Source organism: Clostridium sp. JN-9, assembly GCF_004103695.1.
Taxonomy (GTDB): Bacteria; Bacillota; Clostridia; order Clostridiales; family Clostridiaceae; genus JN-9.
In genome coordinates this window covers 2,290,393-2,308,781 of record NZ_CP035280.1, presented here as the reverse complement: position 1 = coordinate 2,308,781, position 18,389 = coordinate 2,290,393, and the positions used below count along the sequence as shown (strand labels likewise).

General features: G+C 32.9%; 21 protein-coding genes and 1 other RNA gene. 13 read left to right on the top strand and 9 right to left on the bottom strand.

The genetic code is table 11. The features are described 5' to 3' along the window. Positions 1-187: 187 nt before the first annotated feature. Both EQM05_RS11025 and rnpB read left to right on the top strand, forming a co-directional pair. On the top strand, positions 188-901 hold the full coding sequence (locus EQM05_RS11025) for a C4-type zinc ribbon domain-containing protein (protein ID WP_128750080.1): 714 nt from the start codon (positions 188-190) through the stop codon (positions 899-901). An 86-nt stretch (positions 902-987) separates the two neighbouring features. Further along, positions 988-1,380, top strand: an RNA gene (rnpB, locus tag EQM05_RS11020) — RNase P RNA component class A. Positions 1,381-1,429: 49 nt separating this feature from the next. Here the strand turns inward: rnpB and EQM05_RS11015 are convergent. Further along, entirely contained in the window at positions 1,430-2,110 is a 681-nt protein-coding gene (locus tag EQM05_RS11015; protein WP_128750079.1) for a Crp/Fnr family transcriptional regulator, read from the bottom strand. Positions 2,111-2,220: 110 nt separating this feature from the next. Between EQM05_RS11015 and EQM05_RS11010 the strand changes: the two genes are divergently transcribed. The 9 genes from EQM05_RS11010 (at position 2,221) to EQM05_RS10970 (ending at position 8,350) form a co-directional block, all read left to right on the top strand. Next, positions 2,221-2,961, top strand: a complete 741-nt coding sequence (locus EQM05_RS11010) for a 4Fe-4S binding protein (protein WP_128750078.1) — start codon at positions 2,221-2,223, stop codon at positions 2,959-2,961. Positions 2,962-3,096: 135 nt separating this feature from the next. Next, positions 3,097-3,720, top strand: coding sequence for a hypothetical protein (locus EQM05_RS11005; protein WP_128750077.1), 624 nt, complete (start codon positions 3,097-3,099; stop codon positions 3,718-3,720). Between the two features lie 28 nt (positions 3,721-3,748). Beyond that, the gene (locus EQM05_RS11000) at positions 3,749-4,300 is read left to right on the top strand and encodes a GNAT family protein (protein WP_128750076.1); all 552 of its coding nucleotides are present in this window, start codon (positions 3,749-3,751) and stop codon (positions 4,298-4,300) included. Between the two features lie 109 nt (positions 4,301-4,409). Continuing rightward, positions 4,410-4,823 carry a CBS domain-containing protein gene (locus EQM05_RS10995; RefSeq protein WP_128750075.1) on the top strand — a complete coding sequence of 138 codons (414 nt, stop codon included), beginning with the start codon at positions 4,410-4,412 and terminating at the stop codon, positions 4,821-4,823. Between the two features lie 118 nt (positions 4,824-4,941). Continuing rightward, entirely contained in the window at positions 4,942-5,694 is a 753-nt protein-coding gene (locus EQM05_RS10990) for a CsxC family protein (RefSeq protein WP_128750074.1), read from the top strand. An 88-nt stretch (positions 5,695-5,782) separates the two neighbouring features. Beyond that, on the top strand, positions 5,783-6,439 hold the full coding sequence (locus tag EQM05_RS10985; RefSeq protein WP_128750073.1) for a CsxC family protein: 657 nt from the start codon (positions 5,783-5,785) through the stop codon (positions 6,437-6,439). Positions 6,440-6,451: 12 nt separating this feature from the next. Next, complete coding sequence (locus EQM05_RS10980; RefSeq protein WP_128750072.1) at positions 6,452-7,159, top strand: hypothetical protein; 708 nt, start codon at positions 6,452-6,454, stop codon at positions 7,157-7,159. Positions 7,160-7,176: 17 nt separating this feature from the next. Beyond that, positions 7,177-7,557 carry a polymer-forming cytoskeletal protein gene (locus tag EQM05_RS10975; RefSeq protein WP_128750071.1) on the top strand — a complete coding sequence of 127 codons (381 nt, stop codon included), beginning with the start codon at positions 7,177-7,179 and terminating at the stop codon, positions 7,555-7,557. Positions 7,558-7,666: 109 nt separating this feature from the next. Next, complete coding sequence (locus EQM05_RS10970; protein WP_205694135.1) at positions 7,667-8,350, top strand: DUF421 domain-containing protein; 684 nt, start codon at positions 7,667-7,669, stop codon at positions 8,348-8,350. Positions 8,351-8,714: 364 nt separating this feature from the next. On the opposite strand, the gene EQM05_RS10960 is transcribed toward EQM05_RS10970, so the two are convergent. From EQM05_RS10960 to EQM05_RS10945, 4 genes are all read right to left on the bottom strand, one after another. After that, positions 8,715-9,521 (bottom strand): IS3 family transposase, encoded by an 807-nt coding sequence (locus EQM05_RS10960; RefSeq protein ID WP_243108052.1) that lies wholly within the window; start codon positions 9,519-9,521, stop codon positions 8,715-8,717. 83 nt (positions 9,522-9,604) lie between these two features. Then, complete coding sequence (locus EQM05_RS10955) at positions 9,605-9,973, bottom strand: hypothetical protein (RefSeq protein ID WP_205694134.1); 369 nt, start codon at positions 9,971-9,973, stop codon at positions 9,605-9,607. A gap of 196 nt (positions 9,974-10,169) precedes the next feature. Beyond that, on the bottom strand, positions 10,170-10,679 hold the full coding sequence (locus tag EQM05_RS10950; protein ID WP_128750069.1) for a hypothetical protein: 510 nt from the start codon (positions 10,677-10,679) through the stop codon (positions 10,170-10,172). A gap of 132 nt (positions 10,680-10,811) precedes the next feature. Continuing rightward, complete coding sequence (locus EQM05_RS10945; protein ID WP_128750068.1) at positions 10,812-11,531, bottom strand: hypothetical protein; 720 nt, start codon at positions 11,529-11,531, stop codon at positions 10,812-10,814. A gap of 256 nt (positions 11,532-11,787) precedes the next feature. On the opposite strand from EQM05_RS10945, the gene EQM05_RS10940 reads away from it, so the two are divergent. Continuing rightward, the gene (locus EQM05_RS10940) at positions 11,788-12,021 is read left to right on the top strand and encodes a helix-turn-helix domain-containing protein (RefSeq protein WP_128750067.1); all 234 of its coding nucleotides are present in this window, start codon (positions 11,788-11,790) and stop codon (positions 12,019-12,021) included. A gap of 6 nt (positions 12,022-12,027) precedes the next feature. Here EQM05_RS10940 and EQM05_RS10935 read toward each other — a convergent pair whose 3' ends face one another. Further along, a complete protein-coding gene (locus tag EQM05_RS10935; protein WP_205694133.1) occupies positions 12,028-12,771 on the bottom strand; it encodes a hypothetical protein in 744 nt (247 codons plus the stop codon). 583 nt (positions 12,772-13,354) lie between these two features. On the opposite strand from EQM05_RS10935, the gene ltrA reads away from it, so the two are divergent. Next, positions 13,355-14,764, top strand: coding sequence for a group II intron reverse transcriptase/maturase (gene ltrA / locus EQM05_RS10930; RefSeq protein ID WP_128750066.1), 1,410 nt, complete (start codon positions 13,355-13,357; stop codon positions 14,762-14,764). Positions 14,765-14,923: 159 nt separating this feature from the next. Here the strand turns inward: ltrA and EQM05_RS10925 are convergent, their stop codons facing one another. Genes EQM05_RS10925 through EQM05_RS10915 form a run of 3 tightly spaced genes read right to left on the bottom strand, consistent with a single transcriptional unit; the run spans position 14,924 to position 18,146 of the window. Continuing rightward, positions 14,924-15,964 carry a site-specific integrase gene (locus EQM05_RS10925; protein WP_164917257.1) on the bottom strand — a complete coding sequence of 347 codons (1,041 nt, stop codon included), beginning with the start codon at positions 15,962-15,964 and terminating at the stop codon, positions 14,924-14,926. Beyond that, positions 15,964-16,923, bottom strand: coding sequence for a tyrosine-type recombinase/integrase (locus tag EQM05_RS10920; RefSeq protein ID WP_128750065.1), 960 nt, complete (start codon positions 16,921-16,923; stop codon positions 15,964-15,966). Before EQM05_RS10920 ends, EQM05_RS10925 begins: the two co-directional genes overlap by 1 nt. Then, on the bottom strand, positions 16,920-18,146 hold the full coding sequence (locus tag EQM05_RS10915) for a site-specific integrase (protein WP_164917258.1): 1,227 nt from the start codon (positions 18,144-18,146) through the stop codon (positions 16,920-16,922). The genes EQM05_RS10920 and EQM05_RS10915 overlap by 4 nt, the downstream gene beginning before the upstream one ends. Between the last annotated feature and the right edge of the window lie 243 nt (positions 18,147-18,389).

The window sequence follows — 18,389 nt, the reverse complement described above, 5'->3', positions numbered from 1 at the left end:
AAAAAAGCCTTAATATGAAAGGCTTATTAAAGTGCGTCTTTTTTTAATTATCAAGCTCATTGGGGACTAAAATATCATTAAATTTTCTATAAAACACAAAAAAAATGCTGCCGCGTTAGCATATTTTTTTATGCTAATGCGACAGCCCCTTTTTGTATAACATAATAAATTTTAAGGAGGACATCACATGAATAATATGGATATGTTATTTCAGCTTCAGGAAAATGAAATTAAGGCAGCAGAAAATAATAAAATAATAAAGGATGGTTCATATGTATATCTATTAAAGAAAATGAAAATTGAATTTGAAAAATGTAAAGAAGAATTTCTTTTGAAGGGAAATGAAATTGAGAAAATAAAAGACAGATTTAAGTCTGCCAGCAGTAAAACCAGGGATTTAAAAGAAAAAATAGAAGCTGATGAGAAAATGATGTACAGCAGTAACATTACCAGTAAAACAGTAGAGAAACTGCAGAAGAGAGTTTCTGATAATAATAAAAGATTAAGTGAAATGGACGATAAAAATATAATTCTTCTTGAGAGTGAAGAAAAACTGGAAGAGGAAAAAGAAATTTTAAGAAAGAAACTAGTTGAACTTAAAAATAATTTTTATGATTATAAGGAAGCCAGCAATAAAAAAATATTAAATGCCCATAATGAATTGAAAAAATATAATGCAAATATAGAAAATATAAAAAAAACCATACCTGAAAAAATACTAAAAGAATATACACAAATAAAATACTCTAAAGGCACAGCAATAGCTTTAATTAAAAACGGCATATGCTCTGGATGCAAAATGAAGGTATCAGCTATGACTATGGATCAGATTAGTAAAAATAAAGAAAAGGTATTATGTGATAATTGCGGGAGAATATTATATTATAATTTTGATAAGTAACAATCTAAGAGGATTATTGAAATTAAAATTGTATGTAAAAACATTCTATTTGCTTTTTAATTAATGCTGTGATATTATAATACTTGCGAGTAAGCCAGACAATCGCTGCTGTGTTTCACACAGGAGAGGAAAGTCCGAGCTCCGTAGGGCAGGGTGCTGGGTAACTCCCAGTCAGGGTGACTTGAAGGAAAGTGCAACAGAGATATACCGCCGCAGATTTAAATATTAGTTTAATTACTAGTATTTGTATGCGGCAAGGATGGAAAGGCGAGGTAAGAGCTCACCAGCGCATTGGCGACTTTGCGGCTATGTAAACCCCACTTGGAGCAAGATCGAATAGGGAAGTAGGAAATCACTTATGTGTTTTCCAGGGGCTGCCCGCCCCGCTTCCGGGTAGAATCGCTTGAACTTACTGGCAACAGTAGGTCTAGATAGATGATTGTCAAAAACAGAACTCGGCTTACAGACTTACTCACATATTGAAAACACTAGGTTTGAACTTGGTGTTTTTTTATTTTATATTTATCATTAAGAATATAAATAACCCTCAAGAGTTTCCATATCTTTAATCTTAATATAGTGCTTATCAAAATCAATTAAGTTTTCCTCTTTCATATGTATTAACTCTCTTGAAAGAGATGGCCTTTGAATCCCAAGATAGTCTGCCATTTCTTTTCTTGAAATATTGAATTTTATTGGATTGCTTTTCTGCCTTTTATATTCATCAATAATAAAACTTGAAACCTTCTGCCTGATAGTTTCGAAGGATAAATTCCTTAACTTTTTATTAAGCATAAGAATTTTATCTGACAATAATGCCATGAAGTTATTTAAAACATGAATATTAATGCTGCATAATTTTAACATTTCAGATTTTGGAATAAATAAAATTTGCGAATTTCCACTGGAAACAATAGTTGAAGGATATCTGCCCATTTGAGAAAAAATAATTACTTCTCCGAATATATCACCCTGGCCGAGCCTTTCGATTGTTATTATTTTGCCGCTGGCATACAACTTTTGTATTTCAACGCTTCCGCTAATAATAATTCCAAGTGAAGGAGCATCATCTCCTTCAATGGCAATGACATCATTTTTCTTATACATAACTGTCTGATATTCTATTGAGCCCATATGTGTGGTAATTTGTTCTTTAGATACTCCTTTAAATAGAGAACAGTTTATTAAACTATCCCATATATCATTCATAATCACACCTCCTAAAAATTATATTGCGTAACTTGTGTTACAGATTATTTTTGATTATAATACTATATTATAAACATAAAGTCAATATAAGTGATTTGGAGGAGTACATTATGAATAGAAAAATAGTTTCAATAGATGAAAAAAAATGCAATGGCTGCGGTATTTGTGCTACAGCTTGTCATGAAGGTGCTATAGAAATCATTAATGGTAAGGCAAAGCTTATCAGCGATGAATATTGTGATGGACTGGGGGATTGTCTTCCAGGGTGCCCTCAAGGAGCAATAGAAATCATAGAAAGGGATGCCACGGATTATGATGAAAAGGCAGTAAAGGAAAGAAAGGAATCAAAAGCTAAAACTGAACATGCAATGCCGTGTGGATGTCCAGGTACTGCTGCAAGATCTATTGTAAGGACATCGTTAAAAAAAGCTGAATCTGTTAAAAACATTAATATGGAAAAGAAAAGTGAATCAGAAGGTGAAAATCTATCTGAACTTAAGCAGTGGCCTGTTCAATTGGCACTGGTAAATCCAAAGGCTTCTTATTTAAAAAATGCTGATCTGCTTGTAGCTGCTGACTGCACTGCATATGCCTATGGAGATTTCCACAATGAATTTATTAAGAACCATATAACTGTTATTGGATGCCCTAAGCTGGATGATATTGAATATTATAAAGAAAAATTGAAGGAAATTATTGAGAATAATGATTTAAAGAGCATTACAGTAGTGAGAATGGAAGTACCATGCTGCGGAGGCATTGTGAATGCAGTTAAAACTGCCATGCTAGAGGCTAAAACAATTGTCCCATATAGGGAAGTTACTATAGGAACTGATGGAAGTATTTTATAATTATTTTAAAAAACTGCTTTTATATAAGGCAGTTTTTTTTATTGGCAAATTTATTTTATAATTAAAAGGTTATAGAATAAATTTGTAGAATACTTAATAAATATAATATAATATTATGGAAAGTGCGGTGAAAGTATGAAAGTGCTAAGATTAGGCTGCTTAAACAATGCAATTAATACCTATGCTTATATGGCAGGAGGCAGAATATTAGATTTATTTGCAAATAGGGAAAAGGCATTAAACTGTTATGATAAAGCCATGCAGTTCGACTTTCATACTATAAGGCTGTTGAAACTAAAAGGAGAACAGCTTATTAAACTTAACAGATACAATGATGCATTAAATTGTTATGTTAAAATAATATTGATTAACAGCAATGATTATAGATCATATTATAATATTGCATTTTTATTATATAAAACAAACAAAAATGAATATGCTGTAAATATGCTGAAAAAATGTGTGAAGATAAATAGCAATTACTACAGAGCATATATACTTATGGCAAAGATAATGTATGATAAAGAAGATTATGAAAATGCTGTTTTATTTAGTGAAAAAGCAATAAAAATCCAGCCTGATAATTCTATGGCTTACGAAATAAGAAACAATTCTTTAATTGATTTAGGTGCTGTATATGAAAAGCATAATTCAGAAAGTTATTTTGAAGAGCTTGGCTGCGATTATAACAATGAGGAGGAATGTTTAATAAACAGCTTAAATGCATCTTTGTTTATATTTAATAAGATTTATATTTAAAAAAATAATTTTTAACCTAGGAGAAAAAATGTTTATAAATAATTTGTTAGTTGGCGAAAGAGTAAAGCTAACCTCTCTTAATGAGGAGGACTTAGCAATTTTAGAAAACTGGTATAATGATGTTAATTTTTTAAGATTATATGATGTGATAAGTGCATTTCCTAAATCAGAAATGCAGTTACTTCAAATGCTGAATAATAAAAGAAGTTCAAGTAATAGTTATATTTTTGCTGTAAGAACTTTGGAGGACAATACATTAATTGGTGTAACAGGCTTTGAGGAAATACTATGGAATAATGGTGCTGCCACTATATTTGTGGGAATAGGCAGCAGTGAGTCCAGAGGGAAAGGTTATGGAAAAGAAGCACTGAATTTAGCAATGGAATTTGGCTTTCAGGAACTTAACTTTCACAGGATACAGCTTACTGTAATTCAGTACAATGAAAGTGCTGTTAATTTATATGAAAGCCTTGGATATAAAAGGGAAGGAATATATCGTGAATTTATTCATAGGGATGGCAGAAGATATGATATGTATTTGTATGGAATCTTAAGGGAGGAATGGGAAAAGTTAAAATAAAAATATTAACATTGTGAAAATAAATTATTATAACTTTGACTATAAAATATGGTGGATTTATAATTGAATTAGAGAAATAAAATAAAAAACATTATTAAGGGGATACAATATGAATATAGCATTTTTCCTTACACCAAAGAATGACGTTGCTTTTGAAAATGTAAATTCAACAATGCGGCAGGCTCTTGAGAAAATGGATTTTCACAAATATACGGCTATTCCAATAATCGATGATGAAGGTAAATATGTTGGCACTTTAACCGAAGGAGATTTATTAAGAAAACTGAAAAATACACCAAATTTAAACTTTAATAACACAAATAAAATTATTATAAATGACATCCCAAGACGGATGCATAATAAGGCGGTTTTTATAAATGCTGATATAGAAGACTTAATATCACTTTCAATTAACCAGAACTTTGTTCCAGTTGTAGATGACAATAATGTGTTTATTGGCATAATAAAAAGAAGTGACATTATTAATTACTGTTATAAAAATCTAGCTGCTGTAAGTAAATAATAAGAAGGAGCATAATGCTTCTTTTTTTTTTAATTTTGTGTCAATTGTACAAGCCTATCATACAATGTATTAGGTGTAATAGTTAAATTATACCTTATATAAAAAGGGGGAATAAAAATTGGAGAGAAGACCTGATAGTAACTGCTCAAAACCAGAAGTATATTGCGGAAAAGTAAAATCACAGACTTTATCAATGTGTGACAGCTCAAGAGTAACACCAAATGGTGTATGTGGACCATTAGTTGCTAAAATCCCAGTAGTATTAGCTGAAAGAGATATACAAATAGATATAGATGCTAAAATTGAATTAAAGGAAGACTTTTTTGAAGTTAAGAGAATAAAAAAGGATGTTTTTTTAACTCAATGTGAATTAATTCCTACAGCAGGCAGAAGAAATCCAACAACTGGAGAATTAATTTCCGGAAAATTATTTATAAGCGGATATGTACAGAAGAATATTGAATATGCTACAGCAAAATGTGTTTCAGATGAAGCTGTAAGCGGAAATATACAACACACTACAGTTAAAGTCCCATTCCACTGTGTTACAGAAGTAGAATTTGAAAGACAGCCAGTAATAAGATTTAGAACAACACAGAAAGAAATAGAGTTTTTAGGTAATTATGAAAAAAAGGGAAAATGTGAAGAAGATATAATGGGAGTAACACCTTGTCAGAGGGATTTTGAAGATGAAATAAACTATACAGAAAAACCATTCTGTGAACTGGTAAGTGCAAGAATATTTGAAGCTGATATTAACAAAGAGCATTCATGCTATGAGGAAACACAGGAATTTGAAAAAATTGAGGAAAAGATGGTTATTCTCTTAAGAATAAAGATTTTACAGCTGCAGCAGGTTAATATTAGATAGAAAGCAAATTTCTATACCACAGTAGTATTTTTATGGGTATAGAGCAGATTATCTGCTTTGTACCCTATATGAAAGAGGGGGATACAAATTGGCACAAATTATTTCCAGGATACCGGTAGTCCTTGCAGAAACCCATATTCAAATAGATTTAGAAGCAGATATTAAGCTAAAAGCAGATTTTTATGAAATGAAAAGGGTAAAAAAGGATGTATTTTTAACCAGCTGCAGATTAATGCCAACTGTAGGAAGAAGAGATAAGTGCGGAAATATGGTATCCGGCAAGTTATTTCTAGAAGGATATATACATGAAAATATTGAATATGCAGCGGCTAAATGTACTGAAAAGGATGTTGTCAGCGGCAGGATAAAGCATACCACTGTGAAAATTCCATTTCAATGTGTAACAGAGGTGTTTTACCAAACACCGCCCATTATTAAATATAGAAGTGGAGTTAAAAAAATAGAGTATTTTGATGATACATCTATTAATAATAATAAATGCCAAGAGCACTTAATGGGTAAATCAGATTGCGAACAAGCTTTTGAAGAACTTGTTTATTATACAGAAAAGCCTTACTGTGAACTTGAGCAGGCAAGAATTTTTGAGTCTGATCTTAACAAGAAACCTATTAAATCTGATGGAGTAATAACTTTTAAAAGAATAGCTGAGAAATTAGTTTTATTTCTAAGAATAAAAGTTCTGCAGGTGCAGCAGGTGAATATTAATAATATATATTTGACTTAAAATGGAGGAAAAATGAGAAAAGAAAATTGTAAATTAAGCTCTATTAAAAAGTTACAATTTTTATTAATGGCCGTACTCTTGATTTTGTTACTGAAAAGGGATATAAATTTAAATAGAGTTAAAGCAAATTGTAAAGATAATATTAATAATAACAATAAAAAACACAGTCACCATAATAAAAGTAATATAATACTTAATGAGCATAAAAAAAATAATTTTTTAATGCCTATTATAATTGCTAAAAAACAGTTTGATGTTTCTGCTGAAAGATGTATTGGTTTCAGCCATGGGAAACTTGAAGTTAAAGAAGTCAAAAATGATATTTTATTAACTGATAAAAAACTTATTAATATGGGAAACCATGGGACCTTATTTATAAGCGGTGAAATTAAAACAAAAATAGAATATGTTATGGTTAACAGCTCAAATGAAAATGGACATTTATGCAGCGGCAAATATTTAACTTTAAATATTCCATTTAATAAAGTTATTGATATAGATTATTTTAAATTACCGGAAACTTCAAAGAGAAGTTCTCATGTATGTGAATATAATCCAGAAATAAAGTGTAATTTGGAAAAAGCTGATTTTTACAGCAGTGTTTCTTTAAATAATAATGAATATAAAAATAAAAAAGCCAGTGATATGAAATTGTTAAGGCTTAGGATAAATTCAAATATACAAATTGATTTAACTCAAATGCAAAATGTTAATATTTAAGTGAAGGAGAAAAAATAATGTTTTCAAATTTTAAAAAGAATTCAGATCAAAATTCAAACATAGAAACTTTAATTGGTGAATCAACACATGTAACTGGCAATATTATATCTTCAGGTTCAATAAAAATCGCAGGAGAATTTACTGGTGATATAGAAACAAAAGGAGATATAATTATTTCTCAAACAGGAAGTATCAAAGGCAATATCATCTGTGATAACATTACTGTAGGTGGAATGCAAAGGGGCAATGTGAAAAGCAATGGACTGCTGCACATTACAGCAGCTGGTAAGGTAATGGGAGATATAGAGACAATAAATTTAATAGTTGAGGATGGCGGAATAATTAATGGAAAATGTATTATGACCTTAGATGAGATAAAGAGAATAATAGTTCCATAATGGGTAAATTTATAAATATTAAATAACCTGCGTAAAAATAAATAAAAGTATTAACTTAGGGCAAAATATAATATATCAGATTATTTTACAACATAAGGAATGATAGTATATGGAATACAAACTAATGGCCAGTTTAACTATTGAACTTCTGCTAGGTTTTTTTGCCCTGTTGATATTGACAAAATTCATGGGAAAAACTCAAATAAGTCAGATAACCCCTTTTAATTTCATATCAGCATTAGTACTTGGAGAACTAGTTGGGAATGCTATTTACTCTTTAGATGTAAATCTGCTCTATATACTATACTCTCTGGGATTATGGACATTTCTAGTATATTTCATTGAAATAGCCACTCAGAAAAAAAGAAAACTTAGAGCTTTTTTTGAAGATAAGCCATCTGTTATAATTGTAAATGGGCAAATTGATTTTATAGAACTGAAAAAAAGTAAGCTGGATTTAGATGAATTGCAAGGATTGCTTAGACAAAAGGATGTTTTTTTAATTAATCAGGTTAAGTTTGCCATTCTTGAAACTAATGGATCCTTAAGCATACTGAAAACAGAGGACAGCCATAATATTAAAATCACTTTACCAGTTAACTTAATTATGGATGGTGAGGTTATCTTTGAGAATTTAAATATTATTGGTTATGACATGTCATGGATTAATAATGAATTGAAAATAAGGGGAATAGATGAAATTAAAAATGTTTTTCTTGCACAATGGACCAAAGAATATGGTTTACATATAAGCCTTAAAAATGATAAAAGGTTATATAAATATTATATATAACTATGAATGAGAAAACTTGATAACATAAATTAACAACTTGATAAGTTACACTTTGCCTATGAGATATTCATTTGCTGAAAAATCATATCTATAGGCATATTATCCTGAGCACTTTGATAAATCCATAGAACGTGTTCTCTTTGAGTTCCCTTACGGGCAGACTTTAATCCATTACCAAATTGATAATATGAACCTGTTCCAGTAGTGCAGTACAAATATGTCAGAGTTACTAGAAGCAGCACCCTATTAATTGATTTAGTTGAGCGAACCTGATATGTATTAAGTCCAAGATTGTTCTTTGTCTGGTACTATGTCAATAAAAAGTACAAATTAAAATGAGAAAATTCTAAGCAACTTCCATATCTTAACTTGCCATTGTCACATTTGATTTTTTGACTTCTTCATACGCTTTCTCAAACTCATTTGGTGACATATAGTTGCAATGGCTATGGATCCTTGTGGTATTATAAAATGTTTCAATGTATTCAAACACAAGAATATACGCATGGCGATAATTCTTAATTCTAAAGCGATTTATCCATTCACGTTTAATAATTGCATGGAATGATTCAATGCAGGCATTATCCCATGGATAGGCTTTTTTTGAATAACTAAGTATCATCTTTGAAGTAGCCTTCTTATATTCTTTTGATACATACTGGCTGCCTCTGTCGCTATGTATGATAACTGGATTAACAAGCTTTCTATTCCTTTTAGCTTTATTAATTGTATTAATAACACAAGAAACCTCCAAAGTTTCTGAAAGTGTCCAGGCTATGACTTTTCTAGAGAATAAATCCATAACACTTGTAAGGTATACAAAACCTGCATTAGTCCATATATACGTAATATCTGTACACCATACTGCATTTGGTGTATCAGGATTAAATTGCTCATCCAAGATGTTTTCGAGTTTACTGCTGAAGTCAGGATCCTTTGTATCACGAAGCTCGCGCTTTAATCGCGAGATCTCCTTTTGTTCATCACTGGAATAATTCCCAGAACCACGAACCTGAAGACCATTTTCGCTTTTTGATTCCCTGATCCACTTTGATAAGGTGCTAGTACCTATATCAAGGTTTTGGGCACAACCTCTTATCCAAAGCTCCTTATGATCTATATAATATTTTACAGCATCTTCTTTAAACTGTTTGTTATGTTGTTTCATCATGATTGAGTTTCCCCACTCTTATATTTATTTTAGTCATTGTTGGGAACTTTCTCAATTTCTCTTGTACTATTTTTAGTCTAGCACTACTTTGCCTGTGACGAAGGCATAGTCTTTTCAGCGATAGTATCATCAAAAATCACAAATATAGGAGAATCAGAAGTCATAGAGTACCTATACATAATACGGATAGCTTCTCTTTTTATGGTTTTCCATGCATATTCTATATTCCAAACACCTTGGCTTAAGAATTTACCAAAGGTAGTTCTATGGCAGTTTGCAAAACTTAAGAGAATAATATCTGTGACAGTGCCGCTGTAACCCTTTTGGACAGCAGCAGTAATAAATTCCACAATATGTTTTAAAACAGGTTTAGTAAAGAATAATGAAAACTTTAATGCAAATAAGTATTGATAAATTAATGGATTTTCTGTTATGCTATTTTTATGAGACATTTACTTCACTCCTGTTTTTGGATTTTGTGCGGTAACTTAATTCATACCACAGAAAGTGAAGTTTGTCTCTATTTTTATATAATTTTTATCAATGTTATTTTCTTACATCAAATTTTCTCATGTATAGTATATTTACTTAAATGTTAGGCAATTTTTCTTAATGATAATTTTGTACAAATTGCGAGCCATACCTCTATCACGAATCGTAAGTTATAAAATACAGTAAACCAGTATCTAAGTCTAAAATATATAAACTAAAATTAGAATAATAACCATCATTAGAAGTATTCTCATTGACAAATAAATAATAACCATTTTGTATATTTGGAATTGGAACTTTATATTTAGAATTTTTCAGTAAATTAGTGTACTCTGGGTTGTTATTTATATATCTTTCAACGATATCAGCAAAAGCATTATCAAACGGACAAGATTTCCATTTATTATTCTTTTTAATTTTACTTATAATTAGTTCTATATCTACTTTTTCAAAGCGGTAAACTTTATATCTAACTCCGTCACCATGAAATCTATTAGATGTTTCAGCTTCAAAAATTCTATTTTTATTCGTTAAAGAAATACCACACTCGTTGCCATTAGCCACATCCTGATATTTTTGAAGTATGGACCTAGTTTGTGTAGCTATAATAATAATAATAACAATTACCAAACCAATGACAATGTATTTAATTTTACTTTTCACCATAGTGTTCTCTCTTTCTATATATTTTATCACATTGCACATTCATTAGCATAGACTATCAAGTTTAATGTAGAAAGGTAATAGCATATTTTCACGCTATTACTTTTCTACATATTATAATATATATGCTTGTATCTAAGGAGCAACAAAATATATGTCTACAGCAATAGGAACTAAAACATCCGCATGTTGACATAGCCAAGCCCAGTTATTCACAATGGATGCAAAAGGACTTGCATACTGCATATCAAGTTTAAAATCAAACTTATCATGTATATGAACCATTGCTCCTTGGCTACTCATCGCAGAATAACAAATATCTACAAGATGCAATGAATAGAATAAGTCTCCAGAAGTGAAAGCGATACTAGGAACTCTACCATTCCACCCCCTAAATTCTGACGATTGCAGTATTTTTGTTGAAAATTGGCCTGAATTTTCTTTATAATCTTGTCCTAGAACGTAATGTTCAACTAATGTTGCAGAACAACTATAACCCGCTAACCTAGCTGCCTTTGCAGCTGCATACCATGCCGCCTTAAGCGCAATGTCCCCAGCTCCTGCAATATTTTTTCCATTATTTAAAGTAGTCTTATTATTTTTAAGATCAACGTTATCTAGTGAATAATTTTTTGCTATATTGTTAATGTAGTTATTTAATTGATCAATAGATGATAAACTATCTATATATTCCTTTGTTTCTGTTGGAATACTCTCCGATGGTTTAAGCTCATAACTATTGTTTGTATTTAATTGACTTGAATCCGCAGCAAATACTGGTTGATTCATTGATAACATAGGCGTAACTGTAATCGAAATACCTAAAACACACGCAATTAATTTTTTATTAAACATAAATATTTCCCCCTACTTTTTCAAAATTATAATTAACAAATAAAAACATGTTTTCATCTGGCTATAGTATATCATGTATTTTATTGGAAAACAAAGTACTTTTTACATGATTTATATATTAAATGGAAATTGGTAATATAACAAACGTAAATTGAAAAGTTAAGTTCCATTTTTATTTCTAAACAGAAGTTAGTATTGCAAAGTGTTTGATATAATTAATTTGATATTTGCCCTAAGCATATTAGCAGGATTAATTATGTCAAATAAAGAGTTATGCAAAGGAAAACACATTATAATAGAAGATCGCCTTATAATTGAATATGGGTTAGATCAAAATTATACATTGAAAGAACTTGCTGAAAGAGTTAAGAAAGATCCAACTACTATCTCCAAAGAAATTAGAAGAAATAGATTTCCAGTAGTGCAGTACAAATATGTCAGAGCTATTAGAAGCAGCACCCTATTAATTGATTTAGTTGAGCGAACCTGATATGTATTAAGTCCAAGATTGTTCTTTGTCTGTCTGTAAAACTACTGCATTATCTACGCCATTCAAGGCTCCTTCATAACGGTATACTAAATATTTTGAGCCATTCACTGTAGCGGGGTGAACATCATCCTTTCCGATATACTGTGCGAAGTCCTTAACCTGGATATGGATGCCTTTTGGATAGATAATACGGTTGGTTTTAAGTGCACCAATAAGATGGTAGCCCTTTTGAAAATGAGCGTTAATTACTTTTTCATTGGTAAACCATGAGTCACAAAGTCCATATGCTGATCCTTTAGGAGCCGGGAGAGTATCTACCATTTCACAGATTCTTTGGATTTTACTTTTTCCTCCCTTAACATAACGCTCAATATAATATGGGATTACTTTATTTTCGCAGGAAAGCATAATAGTAAGGAGCTGGTATCCCCAGACCTGTTTCCCTTTCAAATGTGATTGATGAAAACCTGCTCCCTGAATTGGATTCTTTGCCTGTGACGAAGGCATAGTCTTTTCAGCGATAGTATCATCAAAAATCACAAATATAGGAGAATCAGAAGACATGGAGTACCTATACATAATACGGATAGCTTCTCTTCTTATGGCTTTCCATGCATATTCTATATTCCAAACACCTTGGCTTAAGAATTTACCAAAGGTAGTTCTATGGCAGTTTGCAAAACTTAAGAGAACAATATCTGTGACAGTGCCGCTGTAACCCTTTTGGACAGCAGCAGTAATAAATTCCACAATATGTTTTAAAACAGGTTTAGTAAAGAATAATGAAAACTTTAATGCAAATAAGTATTGATAAATTGATGGATTTTCTGTTATACAATTTTTATCAATGTTATTTTCTTATATCAAATTTTCTCATGTATAGATATATAAAAGTAATCTGTAATGTAAAATACAGATTACTTTTTTTAGTGTGCCCAGCATGGGCGATAGCCTGGTGGTGAAAGTCCACTATGGGGGTTGATAGCACCAACCATGGGTGTCCATCGTGAGATGGAATCTGAAAGAAGCCTGCGGCAAAACTCTGGTCTGACGAACAGAAATCACATATAAGGCTTACTTAAATCGGGTGAGTTTGCTAAACAAAACGAAACCCAATGCTATCCGAGGTTTAAGGAGTAAATGTGGCAGATATATGGAGTGAAAGCAGTCGTTCTTACCTGGGGAGGTCTGATAGATAGGTTATGGATATGAATTTAGAAATAACAATCCATGCAGTGATGCATGGTTGAACTATCAGAAGTCAGCAGAAGTCATATTACCACGCGAAACGCGTTAGCGTGGGAAGGACTGAACAATAGGAGGTTTCAGAATTTTGAAAGATACGAAGAAATACGGTAAAAGCAGACAACTTCATAAAGGAGGCTATCTACAGGAGAATAGAGTAGAACTCGAAAGTAGTGTAGAAGTGCATAGTATTTCTTCCATGTCCAAAGAAGAAAGAAACGATGTTAATGAATACAGTAATGATTTACTCGAGCAAATATTATCAAAAGATAATATGAACAATGCTTACAAAAGAGTAAAAGCCAATAAGGGAAGTCATGGCGTTGATGGAATGACAGTAGATGAACTTCTACAACACCTAAAACAACATGGACAGGAATTGAGGCAATCATTACTGCAAGGCAGATATAGACCTCAACCCGTTAGAAGGGTAGAAATACCAAAACCTGACGGTGGAAAAAGATTACTTGGAATACCTACTGTAGTAGATAGAGTTGTTCAGCAAGCTATCGCTCAAGTTCTAATACCTATATATGAAAAGAAATCTTCTGATAATAGTTATGGATTTAGACCTTTGCGAAGTGCAAAACAAGCTATAGAAAAATGCAGGCGATACATTAATGCAGGGCATACATGGACTGTAGATATAGACCTTGCAAAATACTTTGACACAATAAATCATGATAAATTAATAAGAATACTATCTAACGATATTAAAGATGGTAGGGTAATTTCTCTAATACGAAAGTATTTGCAAAGTGGGGTAATGGTAAACGGTGTAGTTATTGACACAGAAGAAGGTGCACCGCAAGGTGGTCCTTTATCACCTTTACTCAGTAATATAATGTTACATGAACTTGATGTGGAACTAACAAAGCGAAAGCTTTGTTTTTGTAGATATGTAGATGATTGTAATATATATGTTAAAAGTAAGAAGGCTGCAAATAGAGTAATGGGGAGCATTACGAGATTTATTGAGGAAAAGTTAAAGCTTAAAGTGAATAGAGACAAAAGTACAGTGGATAGACCTTGGAAACTTAAATTTTTAGGATTTTCGTTTTATAAAGCCAAATGTGAGTACAGAATAAGGGTTCATGAAAAGCCTATAAAGAAATTCAAAGCAAAGCTAAAAGAATTGACTTCAAGGAGTAATGCAATGAATATGGAATATAGGTTTCTAAAACTCAAACGGGCAATAGTAGGGTGGGTAAATTATTTTGCTATTGCGGACATGAAAAGTATAATAAAAATCATTGATGAATGGTTAAGGCGAAGGGTTAGAATGTGTTTTTGGAAACAATGGAAGAAGATTAAAACAAAGCATGATAACCTTATAAGGTTAGGAATGAGTAGTTATAAGGCATGGGAATATGCAAATACAAGGAAAAGCTATTGGAGAATATCCAATAGTCCCATCCTATCTAAAACCTTAACTAATAAATATCTTAAAAGTATAGGCTTAGTTTCTATATCTGAAATATATTCAACAAAACATTAATTCTTATTGAACCACCGTGTACCGAACGGTACGCACGGTGGTGTTATTACGAAGTCGAAATAACACCACTTATTCCGACTTTACTATTATCCCGACTTCTTTACAAACCTACAATTAAAATGAATTATTATGTGTAAAAAGTCGGGATAATCTTTTTACTTACTGCAATCCATAAAGGCGCTTGATTAGTTCATCATCATCTTGCCATGGCCTAATGTCATGGACTTGTCTTAATGGGCTGATGGCACTGGTTGCCTTTTCAATTGCTTCTCGTTTCATTCTTGTGTCTGCATAGGCGTAAATCATCGTAGTCTCTAGTTGTGCATGACCGAGCCATTCTGAAAGAAGCGGCAATGGCATCCCGCCGCGGTAAAGATGCATGGCCCGCGAATGTCTAAACATATGAGGATGCAAATCTTTAGGCACGTTGCTGTTTTGCTCCCTAGCTGCTTTCCCATATTTTTTCATAAATTTTGCAACAGCATCAGGAGACATTGTCTGTCGATCTCCTTTTTGTATGATATAAAACAGGAGATCATTACTGATTTGACTATCATGAAAAATTCGCAGATAATTGTTAAAATGTTTCACCGTTTTGTCCATCAGAGGTACAATCCTTGTTTTGCTGCCTTTTCCGGTAATCACTACATGCGATTCTTTTGCCGATATATGTATATCGCTTACCTTTAAGTCAAGTATCTCCTGGTTCCTTGCCGCCGTATCATACAATAATATCATGTAGAACAAGTCCCTAATTCCTTTTTTTGTTGCAGTATTAGGCTGACAGAGAATAGTCTTTAGTGCCTCCTCCTCAAAATATTTCACTATCTGACCTTTTGCCATTTTCTTGATAGGAATCTTTTCAAGCTCAAATGAACATGCTGCTACAGTCATATCCATACCAGCAGCATATTTATAAAATGCACGGATACAGGAAAGACGATGATTTCTTGTTGCTACGCTATTGTTCCTTTTAGCTTCCAACCAATCAAGGTACCCTTCTACTGTCTGACGCGTTATTGTGTCAAAACTGATTTCAGATAACCGAAGATTTTTGGTCTCCTTCAGATACCCAAGTAGAAGATTTAAGACATCACGGTATGCGTATACCGTATTGTAGCTACATGCCTTCTGTCTTGGAACGTAAACCGTAAGAAAATCCTTTATTAGCTGGAAGAAATGTCTGCTTTCCTTTTTCACTACGATTCCACCTCCGGTATCAATTCTGCAAAAGACTCCCAATCCATGGTGTGAGAGCGTAAAAGTTTTTCAGGAAGTAGATGTATATAGTAGGCAGTGTCAGAAAACTGAGCATGCCCCATATATGTACTGAGATAAGGGAGCTTAGCATATAAATCCGCACCACTATCAAGCCACTGCATCATGACTGTTGTGGCAAAACGATGGCGAAGGTCATAAACACGTACCCTCAGTGTACATTTAGTGCCTCTGACTTTTTTCCATATTCCAAGGAACTGTCTTGTCAACCATTTGGCCGAATAGGCTATGCCTTCTGTATTGGGAAAGAAGAACTCACTCTCAGGTGCGAAGAATCGTAGTTTTTCATTATAGGAAATGCACAGGTTATGCATATCTTTGGACATTGGAACGTATCGCTCCCTGTGAGATTTATTTTTTCGGATAAAAAGGACTCCTTTATTTAGGTCAACGTCCTTCTTGAGTAATTCTCGCCCTTCGTTAGGGCGAAGTCCACAGAAATAAATCATGCGTAGCAGTACCGGCACAATCATATGACTGTTTGGCGAATTTAGGCTGGGTTCCATGTTATCTGCTTCTAAAAAAATTTCTGTCAAATCTTCATCTGAAAAGATGTATGGTGTAAAGGTCGATCGTCCTCCTACAAAACATGAAGGGAGAATATAGCTCTTTTCACCTATGGCTTCCATATACTTTCCGAATTCCCTGACTGCGATTATTCTCCTGCGGAATCCTGACGGACTTTCAGATTGGCGCTGCACACACCACCCAAGAACAAGTTCTTTTGTTAGTCGATCCTGCGTCGGGTAGTGCTGTACACAATACCTGCTAAAATCATTCAAGAACCCTTCGTATGTTTTTCTTTCGTATCCGAGATGAACCTTGAAATTTAGCATTTCATTGATATAGGTTGTAAAAAGACTCGTGCAATCCTTTTTCATCTTACACCTCCACCAATGGAATCGAACCCTAGCGCACACTGCCGTAGACTATCCATATTTAGTGAAATATACTGTCTTGCCGCATTACTGGTACGATGCCCAAGTACCTGTGAAACAGTTGTTAGCGGCACGCCTTGGAGTACCATTTCAGTGCCCAAAGTTCTGCGTATTCCGTGGAATGTCCGCCCATCTCCTTTAAAATGAGGTAATCCCGCCTTTTTCAGATACTTCCTAAAAACGCATGCAATAGATACCCCATCTTTAAACTTGTTGTATGGTGCAATGCTTCTAAGAAATAAATATGGTGAATTTGATTTCGGTCTTCCGTTCAGAATATATTCTATCAGTGCAGCACATGCACGCTCATCAAGTGGAATCGTAAGCTGTTCTTGTGTTTTACCCTGTATAATGCGTATCTCACTGTTTTTCCAGTCTATATCATTCAATCGTAGGTTGGCTATATCCCCTGCACGTAGTCCTGTGTGGATCCCGAGTTGCAAAATAGCGCTGTCCCGTTTACCGGAAGGTGTTTCCTGATTAACCTGCTCAGCTATATGCTGGATTTCGCCAACCGCAATACATGGAAAGATTTTTTTATCTCGGACTCTTGGTGCAAAAAGTACTGTTTCAAAATGGATGCAGGTATATCCTTTGTTTCGAAGATAGTAATGAAGCCTCTTTAGCACGACTACTACATCATCCATGCTCTTAGGGCGCGACTCGGAAATCTCAACCATGAAGTTCTTTATATCCATACATGATACGTTGATGAATTTATCATGTCCATGTGTGAATAGGTACAGGAAATACCTTTGGGAAATCGACCGGTATATGTTGATACGCTTAACGTCCCCTATACTGGCAATAAAATCAGAAAGTATACAATCATAATAAGAGGAAAGCAGATTTTCTTTTTTCTTAGTGAATACTTTCCATTCAAAGTAGCCACATCTGTGGATTTCCTGAAGTATTTCTATTCCACGCATACACCAATTTAATGTTTTGCGTGAAATGTCTCCTGAAGTATATTGTTCCTGATACAGTTTTTTCAGTTCTTCCGTTAAATTAGAACGATAGTAATGCTCACCTTTCCTTTGATAAAAATCAGAAATAGGCTTAAAGGCACGATTCTGATAGGAATCAATCGTGCTGCCACATAGATAGAATCCATGTAATTGCTGGATTGCACAATTGATTAGTTCTTGAATTGTGATTTCATTCATTGTCATAACCTCCATGAAATATTTGGCAACATGCCACATTTATTATTATGGGAACAATGAACAATTTAAATCACTACTGGAATAATTATTCCGACTTTCTTTGAGAAACAAACTAAAGACCATTGATGTTTGATAAGCCAACATAAAGTTTATAAAAAGTCAGGATAATCTTGAAGTCGGAATAAGTGGTGTGAGAGGTCGGTAGATAAAATAATTATCTACCTCCTACTCGACTTTTTTATT